This window comes from Pseudooceanicola profundi (assembly GCF_050897955.1).
Lineage (GTDB): Bacteria > Pseudomonadota > Alphaproteobacteria > Rhodobacterales > Rhodobacteraceae > Pseudooceanicola.
This window is the reverse complement of the sequence record NZ_JBPAXZ010000001.1, coordinates 2,503,642-2,517,656: the sequence shown is the minus strand read 5'-3', so window position 1 is coordinate 2,517,656 and position 14,015 is coordinate 2,503,642. Positions and strand designations below refer to the sequence as shown.

23 protein-coding genes are annotated in these 14,015 nt (G+C 61.7%); 22 read left to right on the top strand and 1 reads right to left on the bottom strand.

Going from position 1 to position 14,015, the window contains the following annotated elements; translation table 11 throughout:
• The first annotated feature begins 36 nt into the window (after positions 1-36).
• Positions 37-264 carry a carph-isopro domain-containing protein gene (locus ACRARG_RS12700; protein WP_432690385.1) on the top strand — a complete coding sequence of 76 codons (228 nt, stop codon included), beginning with the start codon at positions 37-39 and terminating at the stop codon, positions 262-264.
• A gap of 82 nt (positions 265-346) precedes the next feature.
• A complete protein-coding gene (locus ACRARG_RS12695; protein ID WP_432690384.1) occupies positions 347-808 on the top strand; it encodes a hypothetical protein in 462 nt (153 codons plus the stop codon).
• 98 nt (positions 809-906) lie between these two features.
• On the opposite strand, the gene ACRARG_RS12690 is transcribed toward ACRARG_RS12695, so the two are convergent.
• Positions 907-1,158 carry a hypothetical protein gene (locus ACRARG_RS12690; protein ID WP_432690383.1) on the bottom strand — a complete coding sequence of 84 codons (252 nt, stop codon included), beginning with the start codon at positions 1,156-1,158 and terminating at the stop codon, positions 907-909.
• 542 nt (positions 1,159-1,700) lie between these two features.
• Here ACRARG_RS12690 and ACRARG_RS12685 point away from each other — a divergent pair.
• The 20 genes from ACRARG_RS12685 (at position 1,701) to ACRARG_RS12590 (ending at position 14,015) form a co-directional block, all read left to right on the top strand.
• On the top strand, positions 1,701-2,072 hold the full coding sequence (locus ACRARG_RS12685) for a hypothetical protein (protein WP_432690382.1): 372 nt from the start codon (positions 1,701-1,703) through the stop codon (positions 2,070-2,072).
• On the top strand, positions 2,062-2,307 hold the full coding sequence (locus ACRARG_RS12680) for a hypothetical protein (RefSeq protein ID WP_432690380.1): 246 nt from the start codon (positions 2,062-2,064) through the stop codon (positions 2,305-2,307). The genes ACRARG_RS12685 and ACRARG_RS12680 overlap by 11 nt, the downstream gene beginning before the upstream one ends.
• Complete coding sequence (locus ACRARG_RS12675; protein ID WP_432690379.1) at positions 2,304-2,954, top strand: hypothetical protein; 651 nt, start codon at positions 2,304-2,306, stop codon at positions 2,952-2,954. Before ACRARG_RS12680 ends, ACRARG_RS12675 begins: the two co-directional genes overlap by 4 nt.
• A 187-nt stretch (positions 2,955-3,141) precedes the next feature.
• Positions 3,142-3,735: a hypothetical protein gene (locus ACRARG_RS12670; RefSeq protein WP_432690378.1), complete on the top strand. Its 594-nt coding sequence runs from the start codon at positions 3,142-3,144 to the stop codon at positions 3,733-3,735.
• A complete protein-coding gene (locus tag ACRARG_RS12665) occupies positions 3,732-4,577 on the top strand; it encodes a hypothetical protein (RefSeq protein ID WP_432690377.1) in 846 nt (281 codons plus the stop codon). The genes ACRARG_RS12670 and ACRARG_RS12665 overlap by 4 nt, the downstream gene beginning before the upstream one ends.
• Before the next feature lie 325 nt (positions 4,578-4,902).
• A complete protein-coding gene (locus ACRARG_RS12660; RefSeq protein ID WP_432690376.1) occupies positions 4,903-5,082 on the top strand; it encodes a hypothetical protein in 180 nt (59 codons plus the stop codon).
• A gap of 1 nt (position 5,083) precedes the next feature.
• Complete coding sequence (locus ACRARG_RS12655; protein WP_432690375.1) at positions 5,084-5,440, top strand: HNH endonuclease; 357 nt, start codon at positions 5,084-5,086, stop codon at positions 5,438-5,440.
• A gap of 73 nt (positions 5,441-5,513) precedes the next feature.
• A complete protein-coding gene (locus ACRARG_RS12650; protein WP_432690374.1) occupies positions 5,514-6,038 on the top strand; it encodes a resolvase in 525 nt (174 codons plus the stop codon).
• Positions 6,038-7,768 (top strand): terminase large subunit, encoded by a 1,731-nt coding sequence (locus tag ACRARG_RS12645; RefSeq protein WP_432690373.1) that lies wholly within the window; start codon positions 6,038-6,040, stop codon positions 7,766-7,768. Before ACRARG_RS12650 ends, ACRARG_RS12645 begins: the two co-directional genes overlap by 1 nt.
• 68 nt (positions 7,769-7,836) lie before the next feature.
• Positions 7,837-8,979 carry a phage portal protein gene (locus ACRARG_RS12640; RefSeq protein WP_432690372.1) on the top strand — a complete coding sequence of 381 codons (1,143 nt, stop codon included), beginning with the start codon at positions 7,837-7,839 and terminating at the stop codon, positions 8,977-8,979.
• Complete coding sequence (locus ACRARG_RS12635) at positions 8,976-9,659, top strand: HK97 family phage prohead protease (RefSeq protein WP_432690371.1); 684 nt, start codon at positions 8,976-8,978, stop codon at positions 9,657-9,659. The genes ACRARG_RS12640 and ACRARG_RS12635 overlap by 4 nt, the downstream gene beginning before the upstream one ends.
• A gap of 30 nt (positions 9,660-9,689) precedes the next feature.
• Positions 9,690-10,904, top strand: a complete 1,215-nt coding sequence (locus tag ACRARG_RS12630) for a phage major capsid protein (protein WP_432690370.1) — start codon at positions 9,690-9,692, stop codon at positions 10,902-10,904.
• Between the two features lie 71 nt (positions 10,905-10,975).
• Complete coding sequence (locus tag ACRARG_RS12625; RefSeq protein ID WP_432690369.1) at positions 10,976-11,158, top strand: hypothetical protein; 183 nt, start codon at positions 10,976-10,978, stop codon at positions 11,156-11,158.
• Between the two features lie 2 nt (positions 11,159-11,160).
• Positions 11,161-11,673 (top strand): head-tail connector protein, encoded by a 513-nt coding sequence (locus ACRARG_RS12620; protein WP_432690368.1) that lies wholly within the window; start codon positions 11,161-11,163, stop codon positions 11,671-11,673.
• The gene (locus ACRARG_RS12615; RefSeq protein WP_432690367.1) at positions 11,670-12,008 is read left to right on the top strand and encodes a head-tail adaptor protein; all 339 of its coding nucleotides are present in this window, start codon (positions 11,670-11,672) and stop codon (positions 12,006-12,008) included. Before ACRARG_RS12620 ends, ACRARG_RS12615 begins: the two co-directional genes overlap by 4 nt.
• Positions 12,001-12,543, top strand: coding sequence for an HK97-gp10 family putative phage morphogenesis protein (locus ACRARG_RS12610; RefSeq protein ID WP_432690366.1), 543 nt, complete (start codon positions 12,001-12,003; stop codon positions 12,541-12,543). Before ACRARG_RS12615 ends, ACRARG_RS12610 begins: the two co-directional genes overlap by 8 nt.
• A gap of 3 nt (positions 12,544-12,546) precedes the next feature.
• Entirely contained in the window at positions 12,547-12,939 is a 393-nt protein-coding gene (locus ACRARG_RS12605) for a DUF3168 domain-containing protein (RefSeq protein WP_432690365.1), read from the top strand.
• A complete protein-coding gene (locus ACRARG_RS12600) occupies positions 12,932-13,396 on the top strand; it encodes a phage tail protein (protein WP_432690364.1) in 465 nt (154 codons plus the stop codon). Before ACRARG_RS12605 ends, ACRARG_RS12600 begins: the two co-directional genes overlap by 8 nt.
• Positions 13,393-13,722, top strand: coding sequence for a hypothetical protein (locus tag ACRARG_RS12595; protein WP_432690363.1), 330 nt, complete (start codon positions 13,393-13,395; stop codon positions 13,720-13,722). The genes ACRARG_RS12600 and ACRARG_RS12595 overlap by 4 nt, the downstream gene beginning before the upstream one ends.
• 38 nt (positions 13,723-13,760) lie before the next feature.
• Entirely contained in the window at positions 13,761-14,015 is a 255-nt protein-coding gene (locus ACRARG_RS12590; RefSeq protein ID WP_432690362.1) for a hypothetical protein, read from the top strand.

Below are 14,015 nucleotides of genomic sequence, written 5' to 3'. Positions count from 1 at the left end.
GTTGATTTCTGTGCGCTTTGTGCGCATGATGCGGACATGAGCTATGTTGACCGCATCATCAAGGCGTTCGGTGGCGTTCGGCCTATGGCCGGCAAAATCGGCAAGCCTCCGTCGACCGTCCAGAGTTGGAAGGATCGGCGTAGCATTCCTGACGAGCATAAGGAGCTAGTCTGGGAGAAAGCAAAAATCCACAAAATCCAGTTGTCGCCGACTGATTTTGTACCGTTCTCGGCCGGAACATCGCCGCCTGAAGCGGCGGCATGACCGCGTTCGCCGCCTACTCGGTCCCCATTTGAAACTCTCTCTACCATACTCCGCATGCTGCACGGCAGAGGACAACAAAACCATGAAAAAGATGCCCATAGTTCAGCAGGATGCTGCGGCGCGGCGCATGATGGATGCGCTCCAGCTGCGGGTCGGTCGTGGCCGGCGCCACACCTTCGCGGGTCTGGAGGAGGCGACCGGCATCCCCGAGCGGACCCTGCGGAGCTATGTCGACGGCACCGCCCCTCCGTTGCACGCGTTCCTCTCGCTCTGCTCCGTCCTTGGCCCGGCTTTCACCAGCGATGTGCTGGCAGAATGCGGGCAGTCGGCCAAGGTCGCCGGGTCTGAGGAGCCGGAGCACATGCGCATTCTGGCGATGCTGGGCGGGATGGTGTCGCTGGTGTCAGAGGCGCTGGAGGACGGTCACGTCGATCATCGGGAGGCGGCCATGCTGCGGCCCGTCGCGGCGCAGCTTCTGGAGATGCTGGAGCCGCTGGCCCGCGATCCGAAGGACATTCCCATGGTCCTGCGGAGGCAGACATGATGGGCATCCGATCGAATGGGATGCGCGCGGGCGCGTCGATGGGCGGTAACGGCGGTCCTCCGCGGCAGTCGCGTCCGCGCTGCCCCGCCGTTACCTCGTCAGATCAGCAATGTGCCGCTCTGGCGGAGGGCTTCGACGGCCTCGGCTTCGGCCTCCGGGTGAAGATCACCACGGAAGACTTCGCCGATGCGGCGCGCGTTGGTGCCCAGCATGTGAACGATTTCGGTGAAGGTGACACCTTGAAGCCTCAGAATATGGGCGGTAACCGCGTCCATATAGCTGAGCGTCTTCCGTCGAATCCCGAGATCGTTCAGAATTACACCCGTGAGTGGGTGTTTCGTTGTCGCCATAGGAATGTCCTTTCCTTGGTGATGGCTCGGAGGAGGTTTGGACTCCAAAGAGCTGTGAGCCGCGATTTTGTTGTATGCGTCGCGGGTTCGCATTCCGGGTCGATGTTGGTGCATCGGCCCGGATATCCCAAAATACCCCGTCCAAGTTGGTCGGCACAAGTTTTCGACATATCGATAATGTCAGACCACCACATCTTGGGGTGGCCAATTCTTGACTATCCATGTGCTGTTCATGGGGCGGCGCTTTTCACCTCTCCGAAGATTCCCGTTTCATCGGCCAAATTGGCAAACACGACGCCGAATCGCGTCACGGATTCGGGCGCTCGTGCCGCGTCAAACTCTCGCCTGCGATCCCAGATCGATCCCTGCCGCACTGAAGGTGCATACATGATCGGATGCACGAAACACTCACGGAATGCGGGCCTGGTCCGCACTGCCGGGCCGGAGGAGGGAAGACCTTCCGGCCCCACCTGGGCGCGGGCGGCGGGACACCGTCCGCGCTATTTTTCCGAGTTTCCAGAGGCTCTGGCGGAGGTCGCGTCGTGAACCGCATCATGCCCGAAGCCCTGCGCCCCTACCGGCACATTCTGACCTATCAGGAACTGCAGGCCGCGCGTCAGATGATCAGCCATATGGGTTATTCTCTGGCCCGCGCGCTGAATGCGGTCGGGCGGCTGGATGTCCTGTCCGAAGAGATAGCCGGGTCACCGGCAGAGCCGCGTGTCATGGCAGGTGACGGCGTGGCCAATGGAGTGCGCGGCGTCTCCTCCTCCCTCGCTGCGCACTCCGGCGATATCCCGACCCCGGCGGGGACGCCCGGGGACCTCCCTGTTGAACTTGGGGCGCAGGCACCGCTTGCGCCCCCTTTTTGGCTGGCCAAACTGCGGCGGGCACAGGTGACGCATGCCGGTTAACTATGCCCGTATCGTGCGGGAGGAGCACCTTCCGCTGGCGCATTATCAGGTCCGCATCGGGCAGGCCGAGAACGGGTTGCCGTTCTGGTCCGTCTGGCCGGAGGGACCAATCGGGGATCACGCCCCGCTGATGCTGCTGAATGGCTTTCTCGATGATCCGGAGATGCTGGCGATGCAGCTGGAGGCCGTGGCCGCGAAGGTGCGGGTGTTCGGGCGCGAGGTGGCTGAAGAATGAACGTCGCCAAACTTGAACTGGTCGGCGAAAACGACCTGCCGGAATACCCCGTGCCGTCCAGCGTCCGGTTGGACACGCATGACTTCATCGCCTGGGAATTCAAGCGCTACATGAACAGCGACATGCGCTGGAACGCCAGCCATGACGTCAAGGGCATCTGGTTCGAACTTATCCAGTATGCGCACGAACAGACCCCGGTCGGGACATTGCCGGTCAATATCGACCGATTGTCGCGGGTGATCCAGCCGCAGGTCGATCCCGTCACGTTCAAATCTCTGGTCGAGAGGCCGTTCGGTGTTCTGCACGGCTGGCGCAAATGTCTGTGCGACGACGGTCAGGTCCGTTTGATGCACGACACCGTCACCCGGATTGTGATCGAGGCGCTGAGCCGGAAGGAGATCAACGCCGCCCGCACGGATGCCTCTTCGACAGAAAAGAGGATCAACCGGTTGGCGGAGACGCTGGCGGGCCTCGCGCCCTCTATCGCGATCGAACCGGCGCAGGTTCGGTTTGTCGATGCGCACATCCGCGAGTCGATGGAGCGGGCCGGGAACAAGCGCCGGACACAGGAACAGCTTCACGCCGCGATCATGGCCTGCGTCGACAAGGTCCGCGCCGGGTATTTCAGGAAACCTCAGAACGAATAGCGAGTGTCCGTTTTGTGTCCTCGGACACATAGGGACATAGCCCGGACATAAACCGGACATTGTCCCAGACATTTGCGCCTTATGTGTCCGCCTGCACAGGACAAGACACGACAAGAAAAGACAGAAAGGCGCTCGCCGGACGGATGCGCCTGTGGATGGTTCAGAAGGGCAGAGAAAGGGGAAGGCGATGACGGACGGTGAAAAGCACGAAGCGAACCGCCAGCGGGTGAGACGGTTCCTGATCGGACCGCTGCAGGCGCTCGGGTTCCGGTTCAAGAAAGGCACCCCGATCGAGGAGGAGCGCAAGCGATTGGCCCAGATCGCCGATGATGTCGGATATCTGACGGATCAGAACCTCGACCGCCTGTATCTTGCGTTGCGGGACAAGGGCGAAGGGTCGGCGCGCTGTTTCTGGCCGGCGCGCGCCACGATCATTGCCTTCGCCCAGGCCGCCCAGCCGCGCCCGATTGAGGATATGCCCGGGTTGGCAAGCTGGTTCGCCAGCGAGGCCGGGCGCCGCGCGGAGGAGGATGGTCGCCTTGTGGCTGAATACCGCTTCTGGACCGTCAAACATCGCCCGCCTCTGAATGACCGAGAGCGCGACCTGATTGCGAAAAGGGCGCGGCAGTGGGCCTCCGAAGTCGATGTGGCGCGCGACCGTCTTCGTCGCGACGTGCCGCTGCGCCCGGGTGAAGAGGGCATGCTCCACGCTTATGAGATCGACGAAGCCGCCGCCCGCGAACTGGTGCGGGGCTCTGCTGGGCGGGAGGATGCGGCATGATCCATAGTGATCCGGAAACGATCTACGTGAACCGGTTGGGGTCAGCCCGGATAGGCTCGATCTGCGATGCAGACCTGCGCCTTGCCGAGGAGACCGCGCGCCTGGCAGCGATCCGGGATGCGGCGATGATACCCGACGAATGCGGGCCTAGGATCATCGCGGCGCCCGCGCGTGGCGCATACCGAACCTTTGTCCCGCGCCGCAGCGAAATGACTGCTGCCGGTCCGCGAAGCCGTCACGATGGCTATATGGGCCTGCGCGCACTGCGTCAGGCCGATGCTTTCGATGTGATGACGGAGCAGGCCCAGCGGCGACACGCGGCGGAAGCCAAGCGCCGGGAGAAGCGCGGCGAGAAGGCGGTGGCCTTTGTCCCGCCCTACTCCATCGGTCAGGTGGAGATCGGTCGCGAATATGCGGCCCTGGTGGAAAGATGCGCCGGGTCTGGAGTCAAATGCGCCTCCCTCGAAACGCTGCGGGCCCAGAGCGCTGGTGGTGGCGATCGCGAGGCGGCGATCTTTCGGGACTTCCAGCGCCTGAGGTATTTCGAACGGCGAATCGGCGATGGTCTGGCCAAGGCCGTCCGCAGGATACGGCCCGGCAAGACGCGGACCAAAGCCGAGGCCGAGGCTAAAGCCCAGCTGATCGAACGGCAGCGGCGCGCGATCCGGGATCAGGTGCTGGTCGACAGCGTGTGCGTTGGTGGCATGACGCTCACGCAGGTGCTGGAGGCGCATGGATGGGGTGATAACAAGAATGTCAGGGCCGCGCTGCGAGCTGCACTCTGCGCCGCTCTGGACCGCATGCGGGGCTTTGATCTGGCTCGACCTCAAAATGTGGATTGACACTTAGGCCGACCGGATCCTACAGATATGTCATCATCACAGATTGCGCCCGGAGCGGAGACCCCGCTGCCGGGCGTTTCTATGTCCGGGTGGAGCTGCTCGGTCAGCTCAAGTGGATCATACCCACCGCGAAACCATCCAGATCAGCGGTCGCAAGCAGACATCCTCCCAGGTGGCGGCGGTTGATGCGCGTCCGGGGCCGCTGGGCAGCGGTGGTCCCGGGCCTTCACGGGTCCTTCCGGGGCCGCAACCGTATACGGTGCGGCGAAGCCCATGGGTTTCGCGTCGCTAAACGAAACGAAAAGCCTAAACGAGAAGGTGCAGCATGAACCTCGACGCCAAGTGGTATGGGATCGGTCGAGGCGGCTGGATGATCCTGAGCTCTCGGGTCTCGGTTAAGCTGAGGCCTTGCGAGTGGTTTGTTGGCGTTTCCATCGATCGGGTTGATGTGATCATCCACATTGGTCCGTTGATCGTCATCTATCGCATCGTGCCTTTGACGTGACATGGGTCGTCTGAAAGGTCGCGGCCTGCCCAATCGTCTTGGCAAGCCGACATCCCGGCTGCGCGCTGCGGCCGATACTTCTGGCCACGTGCGCCGCCCGGCGCAGGGCAACTGGTACAAGACTGCGCGATGGTCACGGTTGCGAACAGCGATCCTTAAACGGGACGGCTGGACCTGTCAGCAGACCGGCGTCTTGCTGGTCGGCAAGTATCCCGCGCCGAACAGCCCGGTGATCGACCACCGCAAACCGCACCGCTGGGACCCAGACTTGTTCTGGGATGAGGCGAACCTGCAGGCGGTCTCGAAGGAATGGCACGACGGGCAGAAACAGAGCCTGGAGAAGCGCGGCCTCGCCTGATCAGGGGGGGTGGTGAAAGTTCAGAAGGTTGTTGGTCATAGACCGGCGCTCCCTACATTCGGAGATTTTATTCTTGGCGGACGCGGAAAATCCGGACGACATCATCGGCCACACCCTCTTCGGTGAGCCGGTCTATCGCGTCCGGCGGAAGCGTGGCCGCCCGCCCTTTGAGTGGACCGAGGAAAACTCTCATAAAGTCAGCATGTTGCTGGCGATGGGTTGGGGTAATGAGCGGATCGCGGGATGCATCGTGGATCCTCGTACCGGGAAGACCATCAGCACGCCGACGCTGAAGAGGTATTTTAGATCCGAGCTGGCGATCCGGGATCAGGCCCGTGACCAGTTGTTTACCCGGCAAATGATGGCGCTGGCAGAACTTGGGTTTGGCGGAAACGTCGGTGCTCTTCGAGAGCTGCAGCGGATGGTCGAGAAGAACGACCTTGCGCTCATTACGGGGAAGATCAACGCAGCACAGGAACGCCGCAGGCCAGAAGAGAAGCTGGGCAAGAAAGAGCAAGCGCGGCGGGATGCAGGCAAGGTGGCGGCGGGCGGCGGTGATGCCTGGGGCGATGACCTGAAGCCGGGCGGGTTTCACTAATGTTGGACGTGCTGGACCTCGACGGCTTCGGGACCGATCCTGCCTGGAACACCGCCGTTCCGGATTGGCAGGAGAGGATTCTTGAGGGGCGGCCGCTCATCCCCGACCTGCCGCTCTTCGATGCGGTGGCAGAGAAAGCACTTCGGATATTCAAGCGGCTGAAGGTCCCCGATCTTCAGGGGACGCCGACCTTCGGTGAAATCTGCGAAGATTGGGTCTTCGACTTTGTCCGGGTGATCTTCGGCAGCTATGATCCGGAACTCAAGCGCCGGATGATCCGGGAATTCTTCCTCCTGGTCCCGAAAAAGAACGGGAAATCGGCAATCTCAGCGGGGATCATCGTGACGGCCGCGATCATGAACGAGCGGCCTCAGGCAGAGCTCTACCTGATCGCGCCCACGCAGAAAATCGCCGGCATCGCGTTCAAGACGGCGGCGGGTATCGTCCGCCTCGACAGCGAGCTGGCGCGGCTGTTCAAGGTACAGACACACCAGAAGACGATCACGCACCTGGTCACCGAGGCCGTGATCATGATTTTGTCCGCAGACGGCGACGTCGTGACCGGCTCGAAGGGCTGTTACATCCTTGTGGATGAGACCCATGTCCTCGGCTCTAAACACAAGGCGCCCGAGATTTTCATCGAGCTGCGCGGCGGGCTGAAGTCCAGGCCGGAAGGGTTCTTCCTGCAGATCACGACGCAGTCGAAGGAGCGACCGACCGGCCAGTTCGAAAAGGAGCTGGAAACGGCCCGCGCTGTTCGGGACGGTGAGCTGGTTCTGCCGATGCTGGCCGTCATGTACGAACTGCCGCGGGAGATGGTCGAAGCGGAGGAATGGCGCGATCCGGCCACGTGGGACCTGGTAAATCCGAACCTCGGGCGCTCGGTCTTTCTAGAGGACTTGGTCAACGATCTGAAAAAGGCAGAGCGCGAGGGGCCTGAGGCTCTGGCGCTTTTCGCATCCCAGCATCTGAACGTCGAAATCGGCGTCGGCATGCATTCTGGCCGCTGGGTTGGCGTCGATTATTGGAAGGTCTCGGCCCGGTCGGACCTCACCATCGATGACATTATCGCTCAGAGCGAGGTCTGCGTGGTCGGCGTCGATGGTGGCGGGCTCGACGATCTTCTCGGCTTCGGCGTGCTCGGCCGGCATCGCGAGACGAAAGTCTGGATGCATTGGGGCAAGGCCTGGGCTGATCTTGATGTGCTGAAGCTGCGCAAGAACATCGCGCCAGAACTGGAAGCGCTGGAGGAGGCTGGTGATCTGACGCTGGTAGAGAATCTGGAGCTGGAAGCGATCCCGGAGATCGTCGACATCTGCCTCCAGCTGCAGGCCGCCGGGTTGTTGCCCGAGGAGGACGGGATCGGAATGGACCCGGAGGGCGTCGCGAAGATCGTCGACGCGCTGATCGAAGCTGGTTTCTCGATCGAAGATATCCGGGCTGTCAGCCAGGGCTACAAGCTGAACGCCGCCATCAAGTCGGCGCCGGTAAAACTGAAAAATGGAAGCATGGTCCATTGCGGCCAGCGGATCATGGACTGGTGCGTCGGCAATGCCCGCACCGAGGCAAGGGGTAACGCGGTGATCGTGACCAAGGCTCAGAGCGGTTCGGCGAAGATCGACCCGTTGATGGCGATGTTCAACTGCGTCCAGCTGATGAGCTGGAACCCTGTTGCGAAAACCGCGTCGAACATCGGCGATTACCTGAATTCGTTCAAACGGGCCTCGTGATGGGATTAAGAGACAGGATAAAATCGCTCATTGTCGCGCGGTTTGGCCTTCAAAGCATCCCAAGCCGCGTGACCGGCGGAAGCAGCGACGCCGGAGAAATCGTGTCCGGCGCTTCGGTCCTGGGAATCTCAACGGTCTGGGCTTGCACGAACCTGCTGGCCGGGACGATAGGATCACTGCCGCTGATGGTCTACAAACGCCGCGGCGATGCTCGTGTCGAGGCTCGGGAACATGGACTCTACAGACTGCTGCACGACAGCCCGAATTACGACCAGACGGCGCTTGATTTCTGGGAGTTCATGGCGGCGTCGCTGGAGCTCTGGGGGAATGCCTATGCCCGCATTTCGCGGGAGAACGGTCGCGTTGTCGGGCTGACACCGATCTCGCCTGATATCGTCATGGTTCGCCGAAAAGCCAATGGCGATCTGGAATACACCTGGTCGGACAACGGGCGGGCGTATGTCGAAACCGATCGTACGGTTCTGCATGTCCGCGGTTTCGGCGGTTCGCCCCTGGGCGGAATGTCGACGCTGCAATTTGCCCGGAACGCATTTGGTCTGGCCCAGGCCGTCGATCGATCGGCTTCCGCCATGTTCAAGAATGGGCTTCGGCCTTCAGGTGCTCTGAAGTTTCAAGAGTTCCTGACGGAAGAGCAACGCGCCACGGCCAAGGCTGAAATGACAGATGCCTATGCGGGTGCCATGAATGCTGGACGGCCTTTTATCCTTGAGGGTGGAGCGGAATGGGTGCCGTTCACGATCAACCCAGACGATGCGCAGATGCTAGAGAGCCGCCGGTTTTCAGTCGAGGAGGTTTGCCGGTTCTTCGGGGTCCCTCCGCATATGGTCGGACATACCGAGAAGTCTTCGAGTTGGGGCACTGGCCTGGAGCAGCAAACCTTGGCGTTCCAGAAATTTACCCTGCGGCGGCGCCTGAAGCGGATCGAACAGGCTTTGGTGAAACAACTTCTGACGCCTGCGGAGCGCGGTGCCGGCATGACCATCGAGTTCAATCTCGAAGGATTGCTCCGAGGCGATAGCGCCGGACGCGCAGCTTACTACACAGCGATGACGACAATTGGTGCAATGACCATCAATGATGTGTGCCGTCTTGAGAATTTGCCGCTGAAACCGGGCGGCGACGTACCTCGGATGCAGATGCAATACGTTCCAATCACCGAGACACCGGCCAAACTGGAGGGCGACCAATGATCGCGATGCACAAGGACGCGGCAGCGGTGCTGTCGATTAAAGAAATGGACGACGTCACCGGCGAATTCGAGGGTTATGGGTCTACGTTTGGCGGCGAGCCGGACAGCGATGGCGATGTCATCGTGGCCGGCGCCTATGCTGAAAGCCTTGCAGAACATAAGTCCAAGGGCACGATGCCCAAAATGTTCTGGCAGCACGACAGAGACAAGCCGATCGGAAAGTGGCTGGATGCGAAAGAGGATGATACCGGGCTGCTGATGCGAGGGAAGCTGAACCTCGACGTAGAGCGCGGTCGCGAGGCCTACGAGCATCTTAAACACGGGGATATCGACGGCCTCTCGATCGGTTATCGGATTCGCAAATACGAAGTCGATACCGAGACCGGAACTTGGTTCCTCAAGGCCTTGGATCTCTACGAAGTTTCCGTCGTTTCGATCGGCGCCAACGAAAACGCGACCATCACCTCCGTCAAGGCAGCGAAGGAAGCGCATGAGATCATGGAAAAGCTCCGGGCCGGGGACCGGCTGACGGAGCGCGAATTCGAGACACTGCTCAAGGGGTCCTTGGGCTTTTCGAATTCACAGGCGGAGCGTGCCGCACGCGTCCACCTGAAGGGGTCGGGGGAACCGGCCGATGCGGCACACGAGACCCGCAGCTTCCTGGAAGCGCTGCGCGGGTAATCCCCCATCATGTAATCATAGGAGGGCGCTATGCCCCTGAACGAAACGAAATCGGTGAAAGAGCTCGCCGACGAAATCAAGGCGGAATACGCCAAGGCAAACGATGCAGTCAAAGAACTTGCTGAGAAGGCGATTGCCGAAGCCGCAAAGGGCGTCAAAACGTCAGATGCGGTCAAAGAGACTGCCGATGAACTGCTGACAAAAATGAATGGTCTGGCCGATCAGGTCACGACCATGGAGCAGAAGCTTGCACGGGCGGCGGATTTCGAGCGCGACGCGGCTCAGGCCAAGTCACTCGGCCAGCAGTTTATCGAGGCGGAGAACGTCAAAGCGCTGATCGATAGCGAAGAGAAGCGTGGTAAGGCACAGATGCTGCTCAAGGCAACGATCACTTCGGCCACGACCGACACGGCCGGCGCAGCCGGTGCGGTGGTCAACGAAACGCGCCTTCCGGGCGTCGTTGCGCCTAATGATCGTCGTATGACCATTCGTGATCTCCTGACGCCGGGTCAGATGGACGGCTCGACGCTGGAATATGTCCGTGAAACCGGGTTCAACAACAATGCCGCCCCGGTGGCCGAAGGCGCGGCCAAACCGCAGTCGGACATCAAGCTGGCGCTGGTGTCGACGACCGCCAAAGTAATCGCGCATACCGCCAAGGCGTCCCGTCAGATCCTCGACGATGCGGCCCAGCTCCGCACCTATATCGACGGCCGTCTCCGCTACGGCCTGGCGTTCCAGGAAGAGCAGCAGCTGCTGAATGGCGATGGCACCGGCCAGAACCTGCTGGGTATCGTTCCGCAGGCCACGGCCTATTCGGCGGAGTTCACCCCGGGGTCGGCAACCGCGATCGACACGATGCGGCTCGCGATGCTGCAGGCGGCTCTGGCGGAATACCCCGCAACTGGCCACGTGATGCACCCCACGGACTGGGCCCGGATCGAGCTCACCAAGGACAGCGAGGGCCGCTATATCATCGGCAATCCGTCCGGTACCGCACAGCCGATGCTCTGGGGCCTGCCGGTCGTCGCGACGCAGGCGATGTCGGTCGACAAATTCCTCACCGGTGCGTTCAAGCTGGGTGCGCAGGTGTTTGATCGCTGGCAGGCACGCGTCGAGATCGCCACCGAAAACGAGGACGATTTCGTGAAGAACCTCGTGACCATGCTCTGCGAGGAGCGGCTGGCGCTGGCGGTCTACCGTCCGGAGGCCTTCATCTACGGCGACCTTGGCTTCGTCGCCTAATATCCCGCTGTCGGTTTACGAAGGAGGGCGACCAAGCGGTCGCCCTCTCTGTGAGCCGAAAGGAGAGTGTCATGGCAAAGTTTGATGTGAAACGGGATCACCTGGGAGACCGGCCCTATAAGGTCGGCGACACGCGTGATGCCACGAAAGCGGAGGTCGCGCACTTGGTCGCCAAAGGTGTCCTGTCGCCGGTCAAGGCTGCGCCGAAACCCAAGAATAAAGCCGCCCCTGCCACCACGGATAAGAAGGCCTGAACGTGACGCTCGTGCCGATCCTTGTCACCGGGCCTGCTGGTATGCCGGTCACGCTCGATGAGGCAAAACTGCACGCACGAATTGATCATGATGCCGAGGATAATCTCGTCTCGGGTCTGATCTCGGCGGCAGTGGGCTATCTCGACGGATACCGAGGTATCCTCGGTCGGGCGATCATGCCGCAGACATGGAAGGTCTATGTTCCGGAAGCGGGTTGCATCGTGCTGCCCATGCCAGATTGCGGTGACACGGTCGATGTATCCTATGACGACAACTCCGCCACCACCGTTTCGACGTTGATCGCCGCGCGAGGGTGGCAGGTCGAGCTTGCCCAGCCTGGCTGGGTCGAGTTTTCCTGCGCCATGCCTGCAGAACAGCTACCGGCCTGTGAGTTCGCCATCTCCGCCCTGGTGGCTCACTGGTATCGAAATCGCGAGGCGGTTGGGGATACCAGCGCGCCCCTTCCGATGGCAGCAAATGCGATGATTTCCGCACTTCGGTGGAGGTTGCTGTGAAGGCGGGTGACCTCGACCGCCGGTTGCAATTCCGCCGCGCGACGCCGCTTGATGACGGATTCACGAAGAGTGAGAACTGGGAAGACCATGGCGCACCCGTCTGGGCGTCGCGCCGAGATGTCAGCGATGGGGAGAAGGCAAAGGCAGGGGCCGTTTCAGCTGAGCTCTCGACTCGGTTCCGCGTCAGGTCCTCGGCGTTCACAAGAGGGATCACGCCAAAGGATCGTTTCCTGAGCGACGGCCTTCAATGGGAAATAGTCGGTCTGAAAGAGATCGGCCGGCTGGACGGGATCGAGATCACCGCAGTGGCGAAGCTGGACCGCGACAATGCGTAAGACGGTTAGAATCGACGGGCTGAAAGAACTTGATCGCGTCCTTAAGAATGATCTGCCGAAGGCGACCGCGCGGCGTGTCATGCAAAAGGCGTTGATCGAAGCGGCAGAGCCGATGGCGGCCAAGGCCCGCGCGTTGGCACCGGATGATCCAAATACGATCGACCTAGACTATGACTTGCGGGAAAGCATTGGCGTCGGGACCAAGGCGGAAGGTGCTGACGCTGGCAAGGCGGCATTTGCCAAGACCATGCGCGCAGGCGGCAGTCGATCGGATGCCGCTTCGGCGCTTGTCGCAGCGCGCCGGGCTGACAAGGCAACCCGCTCAGCGGTGGTCGCATATGTAGGCCCGAGCAAGATTGCCTTCCACGGGACGTTTCAGGAATTCGGGACCCGTCACCACGCACCGCAGCCGTTCATGCGCCCGGCATTCGCCATGGAGGCGAAGCCGACGATCGAGCGCCTGAAGGTGACGCTGTCCGATCAAATCAACCAGGCAGTGGCTCGCGCGGCGGCCCGCGCCGCCCGAGGAAAGTGAACGATGGAAGAAGAGCTCCGTGAGCTCCTGCGTGGAGAGACCGGAATCTCTGGTCTCGTTGGGGAGCGTGTCGACTGGGGCGTTACTCCGCAAGGCACCGCGTATCCGAACATTGTGCTGAACACTGTCGGGGGTGCCGAGGGCATGACCATGCAGGGGCCCGATGGTCTGTTCATGGGGATGGTCCAGGTGGATTGCTACGGTGAAACCTACGCAAGCGCCAAGACCGTATCCCGCGCCGTGATCGCCGTTCTGAACGGATATCGCGCCGACGGGTTCAAAGGTGTGTTCCTGGCGAGCACACGCGACAGCCGCGACGGCGGCACCAATGAGGCGGAGCGCCCGTTCCGCGTGAGCCTCGATTTCAACATCAACTGGAGACAGACCAATGGTTGAGGCCGTAAGCCAGGCAGACATTGCCTATCAGTACGAAATGTGGATCGGGCGCGGCGAGACGCCGGTCTGGACCCAGATCCTCGGTCTCGAGGACCTGCCGTTCCCGGATCAGGTGCCCGAGGATATCGACGTGACGCACATGCAGTCGCCCGGTCGGACCCGCGAAACGATGCCCGGCCTTCTTCCGGTGGCCGATTCTTCGCTCGACAAGCAGTATTGGCCGACTGATGACGGTGACGTTCTGCTGGAAGAGCTGTCCGGCCTGACGGCCGCTGGCACGAGCGAGGTTGTCCTCATCGAGTTCAACACCGGCGGCGCCACCCCGGCGGCGCGGCGAACCTATCAGGGCTATGTGAACAGCTTCAACCCGACTGGCACGGTCGGCGACAAGCGCATGGTGTCGGTTGCGCTGAAGATCATGGCGCGTCAGGCCACCAACGATCGGGTCATCTCATGAGCAAATTCTATGGCACCACGTCGCGCAAGATCGACGGCAAGGACCTGCGTTTCGTCCTGGACTTCAACGCAATCTGTCACTTCGAGCAGACCGCGAAGGTCAACTTCTTCGACAGCGCCGAGGCGTGGGAGGCCGGGAAGTCGCCCTCCGGCTTCGAGCTTCGGGCTATCGTCCACGCTGCGCTTCAGCAGAACCATCCCGAACTGACGGCCGAGGATGCCGGTCGCATCCTCTCTCAGGATATGAGCATCTTCTCGGACCTGCAGTCGACGGCCACCGAAGGCATGGATCCTGCCGCGGGAAACGCGGCGGCGGCGGACGCGTAACCGTCGCTTATCTCCTCGAACTATGGGTGGCGGCTGGGATGCCGCCGTCCGACTTCTGGACGCTCACGCCGGGACTTTACGCGGTTCATCTGCGCGGCGTCGCCCAAGCCCAGGACCGGCGCGCTCAGGAGGCGCGCCTGTCGTCCTACCTGACCGCCATGCTTCTCCGCGTGGACCGGTTGCCCGACTTGCAGGAGTTCGTCACTGGCGAGAAGGACCGCGCGGTGGAAATCCGTCGCTGGTCCGAGGCCTGGGACAAGGTCGACGCGGCGCTGAATAGGAACCACTCATGA